3 protein-coding genes and 1 tRNA gene are annotated in these 19,230 nt (G+C 71.0%); all 4 read right to left on the bottom strand.

The genetic code is table 11. The features are described from left to right. Nucleotides 1-1,225, bottom strand: a 1,225-nt coding sequence (locus ACSVC7_RS31400) for a TolC family protein (protein WP_483509074.1), incomplete at its 3' end; no start/stop codon positions are given. Nucleotides 1,226-1,290: 65 nt separating this feature from the next. Next, nucleotides 1,291-18,264 (bottom strand): autotransporter-associated beta strand repeat-containing protein, encoded by a 16,974-nt coding sequence (locus ACSVC7_RS31405; protein WP_483509076.1) that lies wholly within the window; start codon nucleotides 18,262-18,264, stop codon nucleotides 1,291-1,293. 379 nt (nucleotides 18,265-18,643) lie between these two features. Further along, nucleotides 18,644-18,973 carry an integrase core domain-containing protein gene (locus ACSVC7_RS31410; RefSeq protein WP_483509078.1) on the bottom strand — a complete coding sequence of 110 codons (330 nt, stop codon included), beginning with the start codon at nucleotides 18,971-18,973 and terminating at the stop codon, nucleotides 18,644-18,646. 53 nt (nucleotides 18,974-19,026) lie between these two features. Then, a tRNA-Met gene (locus ACSVC7_RS31415) sits at nucleotides 19,027-19,103 on the bottom strand. Between the last annotated feature and the right edge of the window lie 127 nt (nucleotides 19,104-19,230).

The following is a 19,230-nucleotide window of genomic DNA, read 5'->3' on the forward strand; positions in this document are numbered from 1 at the left end:
CCAGCTCGCGGTACTGCACCATCGCCACCCGCACCTGGCTCAGCACCGCCACGCTCAGCGCCTGCCGGCGGAACGCCACCAGCTCCTCCTGCGCCTTGGAATAGGCGTTGGTGTCCCACGCCGAGGCCAGGTTCAGGATGTTCCACGACACCCGCGCCCCGTAGTCGGCCCAGCGCTGGTTCAGCAGGAAGCTGTTGCTGTCGTAGTGCAGCCCGGCGTTCAGGTCGATGCCCGGCAGCAGCTTCAGCAGCGCCCGCTTGGTCTCGTCGGCGGTGATGCGCGCGTTGTAGGTCTCCTCGACCAGCTCCGGCCGGTTCAGCAGCGCGTAGGCCTCCAGCGCCTCCACCGAGGTGCGGATCGCCGGCGCGTCCTTCGTCGTCGCCTCGGCCGGGATCGCCAGCGTGAAGCTCTCGCCCGGCGGCAGGCCCATCAGCGCGCCCAGCTGCGCCTTCGCCGCCACCAGCTCGCGCCGCAGCGTCTGCAGCTGGCGCAGCGTGTCGACCAGCGCGCGCTGGTAGTTCAGCGTTTGCAACGGCGCCTGCACGCGCTGCGCCTCCAGGGCGCCGGCGTTCTTGCGCGCCGCCTCGATGCGCTTCTCCAGCGGCTCGATGCGGCGCAGCAGGCGCTCGGCGGCCACGGCGCGCCAGTAGGCGGTGCGGACGTCCTGCAGGATGCCCTGGACGACGCGGCGGCGGCGCTCGTCGGCGACCAGCACGAGGTTGGCGTTCTGGCGGGCGCGCAGATAGCTGACGCCGAAGTCGAGGATGTTCCAGGTGAAGCCGAGGTCGGCGGTGCGGCGGTTGCGGTCGGTGGCGGTGGTGCTTTCCCCCGTGCGCCGGCCGGTGGCGAGGTTGAGGCTTTCCGAGCCGGCTTCGTTGTTGCGCCCGCTGTAGCCGGCGCCGGCGACCAGACGCGGCAGCATGTCGAAGCGCGAAAGGTCGAGCTGCTGGTTGGCGACGGCCATCTCCATCAGCTTCACGCGTTCGTCGAGGTTGTACTTGATGGCGCGGGCCATCGCCTCGTGCATGGAGACCGGGCCGGCGAGCGGTTCCTGGGGCGACATCACCACCGCCATGTCGGCGCGCACCCGCTCCAGCGTCTCCTCGGTGGTCAGGGGTTGCGGACGGAGCGAACAGCCGCTGGCGACCAGGGAAGCGGCAAGCAAGGCGACGGACGCGCAGCCCAGCAGGGACCGCGACCGGAAGGCGTGGGGAAGGCAGGTCATTCTCGTCAGCAATCCAGCAAAGGCGTGAAGGCGGGTGGAAGAAGGGCCGGCGGGACCGGGCGGCGTCAGGCCGCCCGGCTTCCCGGTGGGGTGTGGCGGGTCAGAGCGGCCAGCAGTGCGGCGGCGCGGGCGTCGGTGGCGCCGTGCGCCTGGGCGACCTGGCGGGTGAAGGCCGGCCGGCCGGCCGGGGGTGGCGCGTCGGCGCGCGGCCCGACGGGCTGAGCCTTGCCCTCCGCCCCCGACGGGGCGCTGCCCGGCTCGCCGGGTTGGTCCCCGGACTGGCCGTCACCGACCGGCTGGCCCTGAGGCGCGGTTCGCGGAGCAGCCTGCTGGCCGCCCGGTTGCCCGTTCGGCTGGCCGCTCCGGTTGCCGGGCGCGGCTTCGATGGTGCCGCGCGGTCCACCGCGGACCGCACCGTCGCGCTCACCCTGCGCCGAGCCGGGCATCGAGTTGGGGCCGGGATTTCCAGCGCCGCCCTGCGCGCCCGCGCCGAACGCGCCGGGCACACCAGCCCCCGTGCTCGTCGCCGTCCCGCCAGCGCCGGCGGTGTTCGCGGCCGGGCTTCCGCCCAGGGCCGTGCCGACGCCGAGGGCCGAGGGGCCGCCCAGCCCCCCACCAAGGCCACCGCTGCCAAGGCCGCCCCCACCAAGGCCGCCGCCAACGCCGCTGCCGCCGGACACGATGTTGCCCACACCGGAACCGCTGCCGGCCATGCCGCCGCCCATCACGCTCCCGGTGCCGGCCGTGCCGCCGGTGCCGGTCGGCGACGAACCGCCGATGGCGGTGAAGGTGATGGCCCGCCCGACGTCGCTGCTGGTCGAATTGCCAAGAGTGGCGATGGTGATGGCGCGCCCGGCGTCGGAACTGGCCTGCGCCCCCCCGCCGCCCCCACCGCTGATCGCGGCGCTGGTGATGACGCGGCCGATGTCGCTGCTCGTCTGGCCGCCCGGCAGCGACGGCGCCGTGCCCAGCGTCGGCCCATCCGGCAGTGTGGGACCGGCACCGCTCCCCAATCCCGGCGCCCGTCCGCTGTTGGCCGACACCGCGGTCGTCGTGTTGGCGCTTGCGCCGGCCACGGGCACCGCCACGGTCGGCGGCGGGGGCGGCGGAGCCACCGTGTAGCTGGCGGAGCCGGCAACGCCCTGGTTGCCCACCGCGTCGGTCGCGCGTGCCGTGATCGTGTGGTTGCCGATCCCGAGGTCGGACGACAGCGGCAGCTGCCAGGAGCCGGCGGCATCCGCCTGCACCGTGCCCGCTTCGCGGCCGTTCACCAGCACCGTCACCTTGGCGTTCGGCTCCGCCGTGCCGCGCACCACCGGGGCGCTGCCGGTGCCGCTCGTCACCTCCAGCACCGGCGCCGACGGGGCCGTGGTGTCGATGGTCAGGGTTGTGGCTGCCGACGGCGCGCTGACGTTGCCGGCGCGGTCGGTCGCCTGCACCTGCACGGCGTGCGTGCCGTCGCTCAAGCCCGCGCCGAAGCTGTAGGTCCAGGCGCCGGAACCGTCAGCCACGACACGGCCCGCCACCACGCCGTCCACCAGGATCGCCACCGTGCTGCCGGCCTCGGCAGTCCCGGAGACGGTCGGCTTGGGGTTGGCGGAGAGGCGCTCTGTCCCCGTGCCCCCGGCCACCGAATTCGCCGGCGCCGTCAGGACGGGCGCGCCCGGCCTCGTGGTGTCGACCGTCACCGACAGGACGCCTGAGGCCTCGCCGACGACGCCGTAGCGGTTGGTCGCGGTCACCGCGATGCCGTGCGTGCCGTCGCTCAGCGGCGTGGCGAAGCGGTAGCTCCAACGGCCCGAGGCATCGGCCTGCGTGGTGCCGACCGCCTTGCCATCCACCAGCACGGTCATGGTGCTGCCGGCCTCGGCGCTGCCGTTGATCGTCGGCTGCGCCACGTTGGTGGGGCCGCCGTCGGTCGACAGGCCGCCGCCGGTCAGGCCGGTCGCCGAGGGCTTCGCCGGCACCGGCGTCTCCACCCGCACGCCACTGGCGTCGCCCACCTTGGCGAGGGTCGGCGTCAGCGCGTTGCGGGCGGCGTCGGTCAGGGCCGCTCCGTTCAGCGACAGCCCCGTAACCACAAGCCCGCCGAGCGCGTTGTCGCCCACCGGCACCACATAGTCGAAGCGCAACGACGTGCCGGTGCTGCCGGCCGCGTTGAACGCCGCCGCGCGCGCCGTACCGCCGACCGACAGCCCCAGCGTCGGGCTTCCGCCGCTCACCGTCACCGGCTCGCTGAGCTGCACGACGAAGCTGAGCGTCTCGCCCGGCCGGTAGGTGCGGTCGGCGGGCATGGTGACGCCGGCCACCGTCGGGGCCGTGCTGTCGACCACGATGCTGCCTGCGCCCGCGCCCAGGGAACCGGGGCCGCCCGGCGCCGGAAGGGCCGGCACCACGTCGTTGCCCGCCGCGTCGCGGATGGTGCCGCCGGTCAGCCTCCCCTGCCCCGCGATGTCCAGGCCGGCCACCGTGTCGCCGGCGGCCACCGTGTAGGTGAAGGTCAGCGCGTTGCTCCCCGAACCGCCGCTGTAGACCGCCGCGCGCCCGGTGTTGAGCGGCAGCGTCGGGGTGCCGGTCACCGTCACCGGCTTGGAGAAGGCGACCTGCACGGTGATCGTGTCGCCGGCCTTGCAGGCACCCCCGTTGCCCAGGGCGGTCACGCCCGTCACCGCCGGGGCCACGCCGTCCAGCGTCACCCCCGCCGTGGAGCCGACGCCGCTCAGCGCCGCGGCCAGGGCGTTTCCGGCCGCGTCCCTCGCGCCGGGAGCGTTCAGCCCGCTCACCACGATGCCGCCGCTCAGATCGCCGGCGGCGACCGTGTAGGCGTAGGTGGCGGTTGTCGCGGTGCTGGACAGCAGCGCGGCCTGCCGGGTCAGCGTGCCGCCGCCGGCCTGCCCCACCGCCAGGGTCAGCGTGCTGCCGGCCAGCCGCTCCACGGCTTCCGAGAAGGTGACCGTGAAGCTCAGCACGTCGCCCTGCTTGTAGGTGCCGTTGCCGGGCACGCCGACCGCCGTCACGACGGGCACGGCGGCGTCGACGGTCACCGTGGTGGCGGCGGACGCTGCGCCGGTGTTGCCGGCCGCATCGGTCGCCCGCACCGTCACGCTGTGCGCTCCGTTGCCGAGCGCGGCGGCCGGCGTGAAGCTCCACGCCCCCGTGGCGTCGACCGTCGCGGTGCCGGCATCGGCGCCGTCGATGGTGACGGTCACCGTGCCGTTGGCCTCCGCCACGCCGGTGATGGTCGGGCGCGTCTGGTTGGTCAGTCCGCTGCCCGGTGCGGTGCCGTCCGCCGCGCTCACCGCTAGGCCGGCCGGAGCCGCCGGCGCCGTGGTGTCGAGCGTGATGGTCAGAGCGCCGCCGGTCGTGCCGGTGTTGCCGGCCTTGTCGGTCAGCCGCACGGTGAGGGTTTTCATGCCGTCGCCGCCCAGGTCGCCGGCGGCGACCGTCAGGTCGACGCTGCCGTTGGCGATGTCCGCCGCCGTCAGGGTGGCGCGGGTGGCGTGGCCGAGCGGCGCCCCGTCCAGCAGCACTTCCACCGCGTCGCCCGCCACCGCCCCGGTGCCGGCCAGCGGCACCCGCAGCGTCGGGGTCGTCACCTTGGTCACCGTGCCGCCGGCTGCGGCGTCCAGCCCGATGGAGCCGGAGGGCGGGACCGGCGCCGTGGTGTCGAGCGTGAAGGTCAGCGGGCCGCCCAGCAGCCCGACCACGCCGCCCGCGTTGCTCAGCCTTGCGGTCAGGGTCTTGGAGCCGTCGCCGCCCAGGTCGCCGTCGGCCACCGTCAGCTCGACATAACCGTTGGCGACGTCGGCCGCGTCCAGCGTCCGCACCGTCGGGTGGCCCAGCGTGGCGCCGCCGAGCAGCAGTTCCACCCGGTCGCCCACGACCGCGTTGCTGCCCAGCAGGCTGACCCGCAGCGTCGGCGTGGTCAGGTTCGTCGGCGCATCGCCGCCCACGACTCCGCCGCCATTGGTTTGGCTGTTGGCCGGCGCCTCGGTCACCGTGACGGCGCCGGCCGGCGTGTCGGTCCACCGGCCGTCGTCGTACAGCCGGATCCGGAAGGCCGTAGTCCCGGACGAGCCCAGGGCCGGATCGGCGGCGCTGCGCGGGGCGAAAACGAGGCCGCGCAGCTCCGCCTGCTCAACTGCCCCGATGGGCTGGACGGCGGTGTCGTACGCCTTCTCGTACAGGATGTCGGTTCCGACGAGGGTGCGCGTCCAGCCGGTGGTCGAGGCGGCGGTGAAGTCGCCCTTGTTCACCCCGTCGGCGATGATCACCTGCACGCGCGCGGTTTGCCGGTCGGGGTCGGCCACCGTCACCGTGGCGAAGGGCTGGGTGGTCCGGCCGTACATGATCGCCTGCCCGGCCACCGTGCCGCCGACGACGGGGCTGTCGTTGACGGAGGTCACGGTGACCGTGGTCCGGCCGTCGACGACCGCCGGGGCGATGCCGTCGCTGACCGACAGCGTGAAGATCGTGGTTTCGGTTCCGCCCGGCGCCACCCGGTTGGCGGCCGGCGCGAAGACCAGCGCGCGAACCGCCTCCTGCGCCTCGGCCGCGGTGCCGGTGAAGGTCCACAGGCCGGTCGCGGCGTCGTAGCGGCCCCGGCTGCCGGTCAGCGAGCCCTTGGCCGCGCTGTCCAGCGTGACCGAGACGGTTTGGAGCTGCGCCGTTTCGGCGTCCTGGATGGTCACGCCGGCAAAGGGCGCGAGCGTGGCGCTGTCCTCGACCGCCTGGACCCCGCCCGTCACCCCGCCGATCACCGGCGCCGTGTCGGCAACGAACCGCCAGGCCGAGGCGGCGGTCTGCGCGCCGCCCTGTCCATCGGCGGCGGTAACCACCACCCGGACATATTTGGTGCTGTCCGACTCGCCGAGCGTGTAGCCGGCCGTGGTTGCGCCGGCGATGACCGTGCCGTTGGCGCCATTGGCGTCGTCGGCGCGGAACCACTGATAGCGGTAGCTCAGCGTGTCGCCGTCGGCGTCGGTCCAGGCACCGGTGGTCGCGGACAAGGTGCCGCCGACGGCGAAGGAGCCGGAAAGGCTCGGTTCCACGCTGTTGGCGGGCGCCGTGTCAGCCACCAGCGTGGGGGCGGAGACAGCGGTCCTGGTGCCTCCAAAGCCGTCGGCGACGCTGACCGCCACGCGCAGGTGCTTGTGCGCGTCCGCCACGGTCAGCGTGTAGCTGGACGTCGTGGCGTCCGTGATGGCGGTCTCGTTGTCGCCGTTGGCATCATCGGCGCGGAACCACTGATAGCGGTAGCTCAGCGGGTCGCCGTCGGCGTCGCTCCAGATGCCGGTGGTGGCGGACAGGACGTTACCGACGGAAGCCGTTCCGCCGATCACCGGCGGGATGCTGTTGTCCGGCGGCAGGTTGGGCGCGGTGGTGAAGGCGTAGGCCGTGGCCGAGGCGTTGGCGGCGAGCGGGTTTCCGACAGCGTCGGTGGCCGCCGTGCCATCCCAGGTGATCGCGATGGTCTTGCCGCGCGGCAGCGGGGTGGAAGGCGCGATGGTCAGGCGGTCGGTGCCCCAGCCGGTGATCCGGGCGGAATCGCAGGCGATGGTCTCGATCACCGCACCGTCGGTGACGTTGGTGATCGTAAAGCCGCCCGTCGTGCCCGTCCACACCGCCTCGCTGAAGACCAGCACCGGGCGAACGGAGGGAAGCGCGCCTGTGGCGCTGCCGGCCGGATTGGAGGTTGCCGGATCGAGGGTCGGCGCGGTCGTGTCGATCAGGATGCCGTTGGCATTGCCGACCTTGCCGGTCAGGGACGTGGCGGCGCTGTTGCCGGCGGCGTCCGTGTAGGTGGCGCTGCCCGGCGTCAGGCCGATGATGGCGATGCCGCTGGCGGTGTCGTCACCCGCGGCCACCGTGTAGCGGTAGGTCACCGCGCCGCCGTTCTGGCTGAGGAAGCCGGCCGAGCGGGCGCTGCCGCCGATGGTGAAGCCGAGCGTGGAGGTGGCGGCATTGGTGAGGACCAGGCCGGCGTCGTCGAAGGTGACGACGAAATCCAGCGTCTCGCCCGCCTTGTAGGTCTTGGCCGTGGGCAGGGTCACGCCGCTCACAGCCGGGGCGACGCCGTCGGCTCGGATGCCGCCGGTCGCTCCGACTCCGTTGAGGGTGGCGACCAGGGCGTTGCCCGCGGCGTCGGTCACCGTGCCGACGCTGAGGCCGCTGACCGCGATGCCATCGCCGTCCAGGTCGGTCGCCTGGATGGTGTAGGTGTAGGTGGCCGTGGTCGAGGTGCTGGAGGCCAGGATGGCCTGCCGGGCGGCGGTGCCGGTGCCGTTCTGGTCGATGCCCAGCGCCAGGGTGCTGCCGGTCAGGCCCGACACCGCCTCGGAGAAGGTGACCGTGAAGCTGAGCACGTCGCCCAGCTTGTAGGTGCCATTGCCCGGCAGCGTCACCGACGCCACCGTCGGGGCGGTGGTGTCGACCAGGATGCCGGTGGTGCTGCCGACCTTGCCGGTCAGCGCGGCGGCGGCGTCGTTGCCGGCGCTGTCCTTGTAAGCCGCCGTTCCCAGGTCCAGGCCAGTGACCGAGATGCCGCTGGCGGTGTCGTCGCCGCTCCGCACAGTGTAGCGGTAGGTCACCGCGCCGCCCGACTGGCTGAAATAGCCCGCCGCCTTGGACACGCCGCCGATGGTGAAGTCAAGCTTGGACGCCGCGGCGTTGGTGAGCGCCAGGGCGGCATCGTCGAAGGTGACGACGAAGTCCAGCGTCTCGCCTTCCTTGTAGGTCTTGTTGGTCGGCAGGGTTACGCCGCTCACAACCGGGGCAACGCCGTCGGCTTTGACGGCGCTGGTCGCGCCGACGCCGTTGAGCGTGGTGACCAGGGCATTGCCCGCGGCGTCGGTCACCGTGCCGACGCTGAGGCCGCTGACCGCGATGCCATCGCCGTCCAGGTCGGTCGCCTGGATGGTGTAGGTGTAGGTGGCCGTGGTCGAGGTGGTGGAGGCCAGGGCGGCCTGCCGGGCGGCGGTGCCGGTGCCGTTCTGGTCGATGCCCAGGGCCAGCGTGCTGCCGGTCAGGCCCGACACCGCTTCGGAGAAGGTGACCGTGAAACTCAGCACGTCGCCCAGCTTGTAGGCGCCCGCACTGGGCACGCTGACCGAACTGACCGTCGGGGCGATGGTGTCGAGGACGATGGCCGTGTTGGCACCCAGCGAATTGGCCGTGCCCGGCGCGGCCAAGGTGAGCACCGCGTCGGTGCCCGTCACGCTGTCCTTGATGGTGCCGCCGTTGAGAACCAGTGCCGCGGTGGAGGCGTAGTCGAGGTCGCTGGAGGTGTCGCCGGACTGCACCGTGTAGGAGAAGGTCAGCGTCTTGTTGTCCGCCGAGATGCTGGCGTAGCTGGCAGCGTTGCCGGTGGCCAGGGTCAGCGTCGGCGTGCCGGTGACGGTCACGGACCGGCTGAAGGTGACGGTGACGGCGATGGTGTCGCCGGCCTTGTACGAGCCGTTCGCGGACGAGGCGGAGACCGTGGTGATGGCGGGAGTGGACACGTCGGAGACAGCGAGATCATTGCCGGTGCCGCCGACGTAGCTGACCGTGTAGTGGTTCGCGCCGCTGGACAGCGGACCGCCCTCGGCCACGCCGTTGAGGGTGTTGCCGATCGCGTCGGCGCCGTCGTTGGCGATGACGACATAGGTGCGGGGGCTGGACGGCGCGTAGCCGTTGACCCGGGTCAGGGTGACGGCGCTCGTGCTGCTGGACAGCATGACGCTGCCGGTGACGGCAACCTGATCGTGGTCGGTGCCGGGGACGCCACCGCTGCCGGCCAGGTCGATCGCGAGCGTTCCGTTCAGCGTGAGGTCGTTGCCGAGGGTCAGCGTGCCCACGCCGTTGTTGCTGCCGGCCACGCCGGGCGACAGCGTCGCGCCGGAGGCGACGGTGACCGCGCCGCCGTAGGTGCCGTTACCACCCAGCGTCGCCCCGGACGACACGGTGATGCTGCCGTAGGCGATCGTCTTGCCGGCGGCCACCAGCAGGGTACCCGCCGACACGGTGGCGGCGGCGGAACTGGTGCCGTTGGTGGACAGGATCAGCGTGCCGGCCCCAGCCTTGACCATGCCACCGACGTCGCTGAACGCGCCGGACAGCGTCGCCGTCGCCCCGCTGGCGACGGTGATGCCGGCGTTGGCCCCGTTGACGTTGATCGCGTTGTCGATGGTGGTGTCGCCGGTGATGACCAGCCCGCCGCCCGCCGGGCTGTCGATGGCGATGCTGCCGGCGCCGAGGTTGGAATCGCCGGCGATGCTCAGCGTGCCCGCGGAAATGATGGTCGTGCCGGTGTAGCTGTTGGTCCCCGACAGGGTCAACGTGCCGGTCCCGGCCTTGGTGATGCCGGTGGTCCCGCTGATGGAGCCCGACAGGGTGGCCGCGTTGCCAGCGGTGTCGATGGTCCCGCCACCATCCAGCACGATGGCGTTGCCGAGCGTGGCGGCGCCGGCGAACGCCAGCGTCGTGCCGGACTTCATCGTCAGGGCACCGGCGCCCGGCGCGGTGTTGGAACCGACCGCCAGCGTGCCTTGCAGCAGCGTGGTGCCACCAGAGTGGCTGTTGTTCCCTGTAAGGGTCAGCGTGCCGGAAGCGCTCTTCTTCAGAGCGCCGCTGCCTGAGATCGTGCCCGACAGGGCCGCCGCACTGGCGTTCTCGATCTGGCCGCCGGCGCTGCCGAGGACGATGGCGTTGTCGATGGTGGTGGCCCCGACCGCCAGCACGCCGCCATCGAGGGTCAGCGTCCCACCGGAGAGGTGGTCATCGTCGGCGATGCTCAGCGTCCCGGCGGTGACGGTGATGCCGCCGGACATGCCGGCCTCGTTGCCGGTGTTGGACAGCGTTAGCGTACCCAGTCCGGCCTTGGTCAGCGTGCCCGTGCCGCTCAGCACGCCGGAGACCGTGACCGAGGAGGCGCTGCTGATGGTGCCGCCGTTGCTGCCGACCGTAACAGCCATACCGAGCGTGCCGCCGGTGACCAGAGCCAGCGTGCCGTTGTCCAGCGTCACCGCACCGGCGCCCAGGGGTTCGATGCCGGTGACGCTCAGCGTGCCGCCCAGGACCGACGTGCCGCCCGCATAGCTGTTGGACAGGCCGGCCAGCGCCAGCGTGCCGGCGCCGGTCTTGGACAGGCTGCCAGCCCCGGAGACGGTGCCGCTGATCGAGGCCGTCTTGCCGCTGGCCACGCTGATCGTGCCGTTGCCGGCCCCCATGACGAAGCTGTTGCTGCCGCCGTAGTCGCCGGTGAACTCCAGGGTGCCGCCATCGATGGTGTAGGTGCCGCTGCCGACGTTGGTGTTGCCGCCGAGGCTCAGCGTGCCGGCCAGGATCTTGGCGGCTTGGTAGCTGTTGCTTCCAGCCAGCGTCAGCGTGCCGACCCCGGTCTTGGTCAGCATGCCGTTGCTGCCCGAGACCGAACCCGTCACCGTTACGGCGCCGGCGTTGTTGATCGTGCCGTTGCCCGTGTCGATGCTGATGATGTTGGCGAGCGTAATGGCGCCGGTGACGTCCAGCGTGCCGCCGTTGATGGTGACGGCGTTGCTGCCGATGTTGGACGCTGCGGCGATGGCGAGCGTGCCGGCCGAGATCGTCGTGGTGCCGGTGTAGGTCTGGGTGCCGGTCAGCGTCAGCCGGCCGGTGCCGGTCTTGGTCAGGTCGCCGGAGGCCGAAAGCACGCCCGACAAGGTTGCCGAACCGGCCGTGCCGATGGCGCCGTTGCCAAGCGCGATGGCGGTGGCCAGGGTGACGCCGTCGGCGATGTCCAGCGCGCCGCTGGTCAGCGTGAGCGCGCCGGTGCCCAGGGCACCGGCTGCCGTGACGCTCAGCGTTCCCGCGGAAAGGGTGGTGCCGCCGGAATAGGTGTTCGTGCCGGACAGGGTCAGCGTGCCGGCGCCGCTCTTGGTCAGGGCACCGGTGCCGGAGACGACGCCCGACAGGGTGATGGCGCCGGTGCCGCCGATGGTGCCGGTGCCGGCGCCCAGCACGATGGCGTTGCTCAGCACGACGTCGGCCGTGGCCGTCAGCGTGCTGCCGCCGGTGAGGGTGACGGTGCCGCTGCCGACGCTGTTCGCCGTCGTGACGGCCAGCGTTCCGGCGGACAGCGTGGTGCCGCCGCCGTAGCTGTTGGCACCCGTCAGAGTGAGGGTTCCCGCACCGGTCTTGGTCACCGTTCCCGTCCCGGTGATGGCGCCGGAATAGGTTGCGTCGGTGGATTGGCTGAACACCAGCGCCGTGCCGACGTCGATGGCCCCCTGCAAGTTGCCGGCCGACACGGTCAGCGTACCGTTCTGGATTTCGGTGCCGCCGGTGTAGCTGTTGGCGCCGGTCAGCGTGACGTTGCCGCTGCCCCCTATGCGCAGCCCGCCCGTTCCGGAGATCACGCCGGAATAGGTGCCGTCGAATGTCTGGTTGAGCACCACCATGCCGTTGGTGGTGATGTTGCCCTTCAGGTTGCTGGTGGTGCCGTACAGCATGCCGGCGGCGACGATGGTGTCGCCGCTGTAGGTGTTGGCCCCCGTCAACGTCAGATTGCCGGTGCCGGTCTTCGTCAGGCTGTAGGCGCCGGAGATCACGCCCGACAGGACGGCCCAGCCGTCGCTGTTGACCGTGCTGTCGGCGGTCAGTGTGATGCTCTTGGAGATCGTGGTCGGGGTTCCGGTGACGTCCAGCGTGCCGCCGTTCAGCGTGAGCGCGCCGTTGCCGAGTTGGAGCGTCGTGGAGATGCTCAGCGTCCCGGCGGTGACCGTGGTGCCGCCGGAATAGCTGTTGCCGGTGCCCGTCAGGGTCAGCGTGCCCGCCCCGGCCTTCACCAGGGCGCCGCTTCCTGAAATCGGGTCGTCAATGATGACGGCGCCGGTTGTGCTGATGGTGGCGGTTCCGCCGCTGAGCGTGATCACCCGGGTCAGCGTGCCGGTGCCGGTCAGGTCGAGCGTCGCGGCGGAGGCGAGCGTCAGGCTTCCGGTGCCGGTGTCGCTCGCCGCGATGCTGAACGTGCCGGCCGAGACGGTCGTCGTGCCGGTCGAGCTGTTCGTCCCCGAGATGGTCAGCGTGCCGGCGCCCGCTTTGACAATGCTGCCGCCGCCGCTCATGGCCCCGCTCAGCGTCAGCGTCGCGCCGCCCGCGACGGAGAGCGTGGAGGTTGTGCTGGAGGTCAGGGTGACGGCGTTGCCCAGGGTGAAGGACGCGGTGGCCGACAGGGTGCCGCCGGACAGCGTCAGCCCGGCGGTGCCGATGGCGGTGGCGGTGCCAACGCTGAGCGTCCCCGACGACAGGGTGGTGGTGCCGGTGTAGGTGTTGGCGCCGGCAAGCACCAACGTGCCGCTTCCGTACACCGTCAGGTTGCCAGTGCCGGCGATGACGCCGGTCAGCGTGGCCGTGACGCTCCCGACGCCGACCGACGCGCTGCTGGACAGCGTGATGGCGTTGCCGTAGGTGCCGCTTACGTTGAACTGAAGGTTGCCGCCTGACAGGGTGACGCTGCCGGGCAGCGCGCCCGCCGCGGAGATGACCAGCGTGCCGGCGGTGACCGTCGTGCCGCCGGTGTAGCTGTTGGCCCCGTTGAAGGTTACCGAACTCGCACTCAGGGCCGATACGGTCACCGACCCGGTCCCGGACATCGCGCCGGCATAGATGCCGGAAGCGCTCTGGCTGAACACCACCGCGGCGTTGTTGACGATGTTGCCCTTCAGGCTGCTCGTGGTGCCGGTCAGCGTGCCGGCGGACACGGTGATGCCGCCGGTGGCGGTGCTGTTGCCGGTCAGCGTGAGGGTGCCGGTCCCGGCCTTGGTCAGGACGCCGGCGCCGGAGATCGCGCCCGACAGGGTGACGGCGCCGGAGTTGGCGATGGTGCTGGCGGCGCTCACGGTGAGGGCCTTGCTCAGGGTGACGGTGCCGCTGATGTCGAGCGTGCCGCCGGAGAGCGTGAGCGTGCCGCTGCCGAGGTTGTTCGCCGCGCCGATGGAGACCGTGCCGGCCGAGATGGTGGTTCCGCCGGAATAGGTGTTCGCCCCCGTCAGGGTCATCGCGCCGACGTTGCTTTTGACCAAGGTGCCGGTGCCGGAGATCACGCCCGACAGGGTAACGGCACCGACGCTGTCGATGGTGTCAGTCCCCGCGGACAGGGCGATGGCGTTCGTCAGCGTGAGGGCGGCCGTCAATTTCAACGTGCCGCCGGACAGCGTGATGGTCCCGGTGCTGATCTTGTCGGCGGCGTCGATGCTGAGCGTGGAGTTCGTCCCCGACACGGTGGTCGTGCCGGTGTAGGTGTTGGCGGACGCCAGGACCACCGTGCCGCCCCCGTTCACGGTCAGGTTGCCGGTGCCGGAGATCGGGCTGGAGAGCGTCACGGTCCGGCCGCTGGAGACCGTGATCGTGCCGCTGCTGGCGCCCAGCGTGATGGCATTGCCGAGCGTGACGCTCGCCGTGACGCTGAGCCCGCCGCCATTCAGCGTGACGTTGCCAGGAATCGCGCTCCCGGCGGAGATGCTGATTGCGCCGGCCGTGATCGTGGTCGTGCCGGTGTAGGTATTGGCGCCCGACAGCGTCAGCGTGCTGCTGCCGACATTCTCCACCGATCCCGTTCCCGAGATCACCCCCGCATAGGCGGCGGCCATGGACAGGTTGAACTGCAGGATGGCGTTGTTGACGACGTCGCCCGGCAGGCTGCCGGAGGCGACGGACAGCGTGCCGTCGGTGATCGTGGTGCCGCCGGTGTAGGTGTTGGCGCCGGACAGCGTCAGCGTGGCGGTGCCGGCCTTGGTCACGGAACCGGTGCCGGAGATGACGGGGGCGAAGCTGGCGTTCGCGTTCTGGTTGAACACCAGGGCGCCGTTGTTGACGATGGAGCCCTTCAGGTTGCCCGCGTTGCCGACCAGCGTGCCGGCCGAAATGGTGATGGTGCCGCTGTTGGTGTTGTTGCCGGTCAGGGTCAGTTGGCCCGCCCCGAGCTTGGTCAGGGCGCCGGTGCCGGTGATCGTGTTCGACAGCGTGTCGACGCCCGTGGAGTTGATGGCCAGCGTGCCGCCGGTGATCGCCAGCGAGCCGCCGATCAGGATGTTCCCCGCGTCGACGGTCAGCGTGCCGGAGCCCTGCTTGGTCAGGTAGCCGCTGCCGGTGATCGCGCCCGTCAGGGTGATAGGGTTGGTGTGGGCGATTGTGGCTGAGCCGGTCACCGCGATGGCGTTGGACAGCGTCATCGTGCCCGTCAGGCCGAGGTAGCTGGTGCCGGACAAGATCAGTTGCGCGGCGCTGATCCGGCCGGGGCTGTCGAACTGGAGCGTCCCCGCAGCGACGGTCGTGGTGCCGGTGTAGGTGTTGTTCCCGGACAGAACCACGGTTCCCGACGCGTTCACCGTCAGGGAGCCGGAGCCGGAGATGACGCCGGACAGCCCGCCCGTGTAGCTGCTCGAACTCGTGCTGATGGTGCCGCCGCCGCTGCCCAGCGTGATGGCCTGACCGAGGGTGAAGGAGTTGTTGAAGGTCAGCTTGCCGCCGTCCAGCGTGATGCTCCCGCTGCCGATCGAACTGGCGGCAGGGAGCGCCAGCGCTCCCCCGGTGATGGTGGTCCCGCCGGTCCAGCTGTTGGTGCCCGACAGGGTCAGCGTGCCCACCCCGGTCTTCGTCACGGAGCCCGATCCGGTTATCCCGTAGCTGAGGGTCGCGTCCGTGGTCTGGTTGAACACCAGGGCGCCGTTGTTGGTGATAGACCCGTAAAAGGCGCCGCTTTCCGCGACCACCGTGCCGGCCGAGATGGTGGTGGTGGTGAAGGTGTTGCCCCCGGTCTTCAACGCCAGCGTGCCCGCCCCGGTTTTGGTCAGGCCGTAGGTGAACGAGCCGCCGATGGATGCCCCCAGCGTAAACGTGGCACCACTGGCAACGTCGATGGTGGCGTTGGAGCCGCTCAGGGTGATCACGTAGGGCTCCGTTAGGGAACCTGTGACGTACAGCGTGGTGCCGACGAGGTTCAGGCCCGCGCTCAGGCTCCCGCTCGCTCCGACGCTCAGCGGCCCGCCCGACACGACGATGTAGCCGACGCTGTTGCTGCCCGTCAGCGTCATGAGGCCGCTGCCCGCCTTGGTGAAGCCAAGGCCGGAAATGGAGCCGGACAGCGTGACCGCGCTGTAGTTGGTGATGGTGATGTTGCTGTAGGTCGTGGTGCCGGTCGCCGAGATGGCGTTGGGCAGCGTGAAGGCGCCACTGAGCGTCAGCCCCAACGACGTCGAGGAGTACTGGAGCGAAATCGTGCCCGCGCTGACCCTGCTGGGAGAGTCGATGCTCAGCGTGCCGGCCGTGATTTTGGTGCCACCGGTCGCGCTGTTGGTGCCGCTCAGCGTCAGCGTGCCGCTTCCCGCTTTGATCAGGTCGCCGGGTCCGGACATCGCGCCCGTGGTCGTCATGCTGTAGCTGCCGGTGTCGATGGTGCCGCCACCGCCGCCCAGAGTGATGGCGTTGGTCAGGGTGATGAAGCTGCCGGCGGCGATCAGCGTTCCGCCGTCCAGCGTCAGCGCCGCGGCGCCGATCCGGCTCGCGGCGGCGATGCTCAGGGCGCCGCCGGTGACGGACGTGGCGCCGGTGTAGGCGCCGGTCCCGGCCAGGGTCAGCGTGCCGGTGCCGGTCTTCACCAGACCGCCGGCGCCCGAGATGGTCCCCATCAGCGTCACCGCGGCGCCGGTCTCCACCGTTCCGCCGCCGCCGAGGGTGATGGCGTTGGTGATGGTGCTGGCGCCGGTGACGCCCAGCGTGCCGCCGTCCAGCGTCAACGCCCCGGTGCCGACGTTGCCGGCCGCGGCGATGCTCAGCTTGCCGCCGGTGACCGACGTGGTGCCGGTGTAGCTGTTGCTCCCCGACAGGGTCAGCGTGCCGGTGCCGGTCTTGACCAGGCTGCCGCCGGTGCCCGAGATGGTGCCGGAGACGGTGGTGGAGCTGTTGTCCCCGCCCACCGTCAGCGTGTAGCCTTGCAACGTGACCCCGCCCGCCCCGGACAGCGAACCGATGGTTTCGTTGGCGGACAGCCAGAGGGACGCTCCGCTGGCAACCGTGACCGCGTTGGAATCCCCGATCGCCGAACCGCCCGACAACGTCAGCGCGCCGACCGACACCGTGGTGCTGCCGGTGTAGGTGTTGGTGCCCGCCAGGACCACCGAAGAAGAGCCGGCCTTGGTCAGGCTACCGCTGCCGGAAATCGTGCCCGTCAGCGTCAGGGCAAGAAAGGAATTGCTGATGGTGCCGTTGCCGGCGCCCAGCACGAAGTTGTTGGTGAGCGTGCTGACGCCGCTCGTGGCCAGCGTGCCGCCGTCCAACGTCACGGTCCCGCTTCCCAGCCGGTTGGCGTTGTCGATCCGCAGGGTTCCCGCCGTGATGGCGGTCCCGCCGGAGTGGCTGTTGCCGGCCATCAGGCTCAGGGTGCCGGCGCCGGTCTTGGTCAGGCGGCCGGAACCGGAGATCGCACCCGACAGCGTCACCGCGCCGGCGTCGTCGACCGTGCCGTTGCCAGCGCCCAGCACGACGGCGTTGTCCACGGTGATGGCCGCCGTCACCGCCAGCGTGCCGCCGTTCAGGGTCAGCGCACCCGACGACAGGTGATTGTCGTCGGCGATGGCGAGCGTGCCGGCCGTGACCGTCATGCCGCCGGACATGGCGGCCTCGTTGCCGGCGTTGGACAGGGTCAGCGTGCCGGCGCCGGCCTTGGTCAGCGCGCCGGTGCCGCTGAACAGGCCGGACATGGTCACCGCATGGCCGCCGGTGTCCACGGTGCTGTCCGCCGAGACGGTGACGGCGTTGGCCATGGTGCCGTCGGCGGAGAACAGCAGCGTGCCGCCGCCGAGCGTCACGGTCCCGGTGCCGAGCCGGTCGCCGCCGGAAACGCTCAGCGTGCCCGCCGAGACGCTGACGGGACCCGACAGGTCGGTGGCGTTGCCGGCGGCGGTGACGGCGACGGTGCCCGCGCCGGTCTTGGTGAACCCGCCGGCACCGGCCAGGGTGGCCCCGATGGTGAAGCTGTCGCCGGTGCCGCTGGTGACCGTCAGCCCGCCGGGGAGGTTGATCCTTGCCCCGTTGGCGGCGGTGACGGTCACCGAATCGTTGGTGCCGGCGCCGATGTCGCCGTCCAGCACGACGCCGTTGGGAACCGACAGGTCCGACGCGATGGTGATCGTGTAGGCGTTGGAACCGCCGATAGCGTCGAACTTGATGGTGGCGCCGTTGGGGGCGAAGTACATCGCCTCGCGCAAGCTGAGCCCGCCGCCGTCAGCCAGCGCGTCTTCGTAGGTGAGGTCGGCGATGCCGTCGGTGTCGCCGACGTCCACGCCGTCGTCGTCGCCCACAGTGACAAGGAGCGTCATGGGCGCCGAGAGCCGGCCGGAAAAGGCGGCGAAGTCGCCCGGCGCGGTCGCGGTGACGGTGCCGGCCACGGCCTCCAGCCGCCAGTTCCCGCCGAACGCCGTCCCGCCGGTATCATCGGCCGAGGCGGCCACGTCGGCGCCGGTCGTCGCCGCGAGGGTCGACAGGAACGCCTTCCCCGTGCCGCCGGCCACCTCGCAGCCGTAGAGCAGCAGGTCGCCGTCCGTGGTCAACGCCGAACCGAGGGCCGCCAGATCGCTCGACCGCTCCGTCGCCGTCGCCTGATCGAGCCTCAGCGAGCCGATGCGGATCTGCCCTTCGGAGCCGTGGCTCAGCACATGGATGGCATCGTAGCCGGAATGCTGCGCGGCCCATTGCACCATCTGCGACAGGCCGTCCTTCGACGCGTCGAGCACGACCACCTCGACGCCGGCTTTCACTCCGGCCACCAGCGACTGGTAGTCCGCGATGCCGGAATCGACGAAGGCCACCTCCTTGCGTCCGCCGTTCGCGGCCGGATCCACGCCCCGCACCGCTTGAGGCGCCGGCTCCGCGGAAGCGGATGCGGCGGGCACGACCTTTGCGAGAGCCTCCACGACCGCATGGTCGGCCGTGGCCGCTGCTGCGTCCGTCGCCGTCCGGGGTGGAGGAGCGTCCTTGGGTTGCGCGACCTCGGCACCAGCAACGACGCCTGCGGCATCGAACATGAATCGGGGTTCCAGCGCCAAAGCCCAATAGGTGCTTTTGCTGGCCGTCATCGGGGATTTGCGCGTCTCGTTTCCGGGCGTGCCATGGCGCCGGCCGTTTGTCCCACGATGAACGACCATCTCATCTCTCCAAAGGGGAAGAGGCCTGCGCAGAGACCAGCAGCCTTGTACGCAAGACGGGCCAGGACCTGCTTAAGGCGGCAATCCCATAAAATTTAATGGAGTACTCTAATCAAGAGATGTTGCAGCTTGTGAACAGGATGTGAATGGCCATCCACATCATTGGCTTTTTGATGCCGTGACTGGCTTGTCGCACGAAGGCCAGCTTGATGCATGGAGGTGAACTGCGCCGGGAATTCCGGAGTCCGGTTTGGTTGAGTCACGCCGCCCTGGCGACGTCCTCGGCTTGAGCATAGTGGCGCGCCTCGGCCTCGGCGGGAGGAATGTTTCCGATGGGTTCGAGCCGGCGCCGGTGGTTGAACCCGTCCACCCATTCCAGGGTGGCGAACTCGATGGCTTCCAGGGTGCGCCACGGCGCGCGGCGCCGGATCACCTCGGTCTTGTAAAGGCCGTTGATGGTTTGGGCCAAGGCGTTGTCATAGGAATCGCCGACCCTCCCCACGGAGGGCTCGACGCCAGCTACATCCAGCCGACCGCGGCTTTGAGATTGAACTGATCGGCGACATTGCGGCCATGGTGCGCGCGGCACAGAGCGGACACGAAAACGCCGCCTCGTGGGACGAGGCGGCGGGTTGGTCAAAGTGGTTGCGGGGGCAGGATTTGAACCTGCGACCTTCAGGTTATGAGCCTGACGAGCTACCGGGCTGCTCCACCCCGCGGGTGTACGGGTGCGGATCGGAGAGCGTGTCGAAGGGTGTAAGTGTTGAAGCGTCGTCCAGCGGATGTTGGCGTGTGCCGTGGTGACCTGGCGGCGACCTACTCTCCCACGTCTTAAGACGCAGTACC

It is taken from the genome of Azospirillum mesophilum, assembly GCF_053470405.2.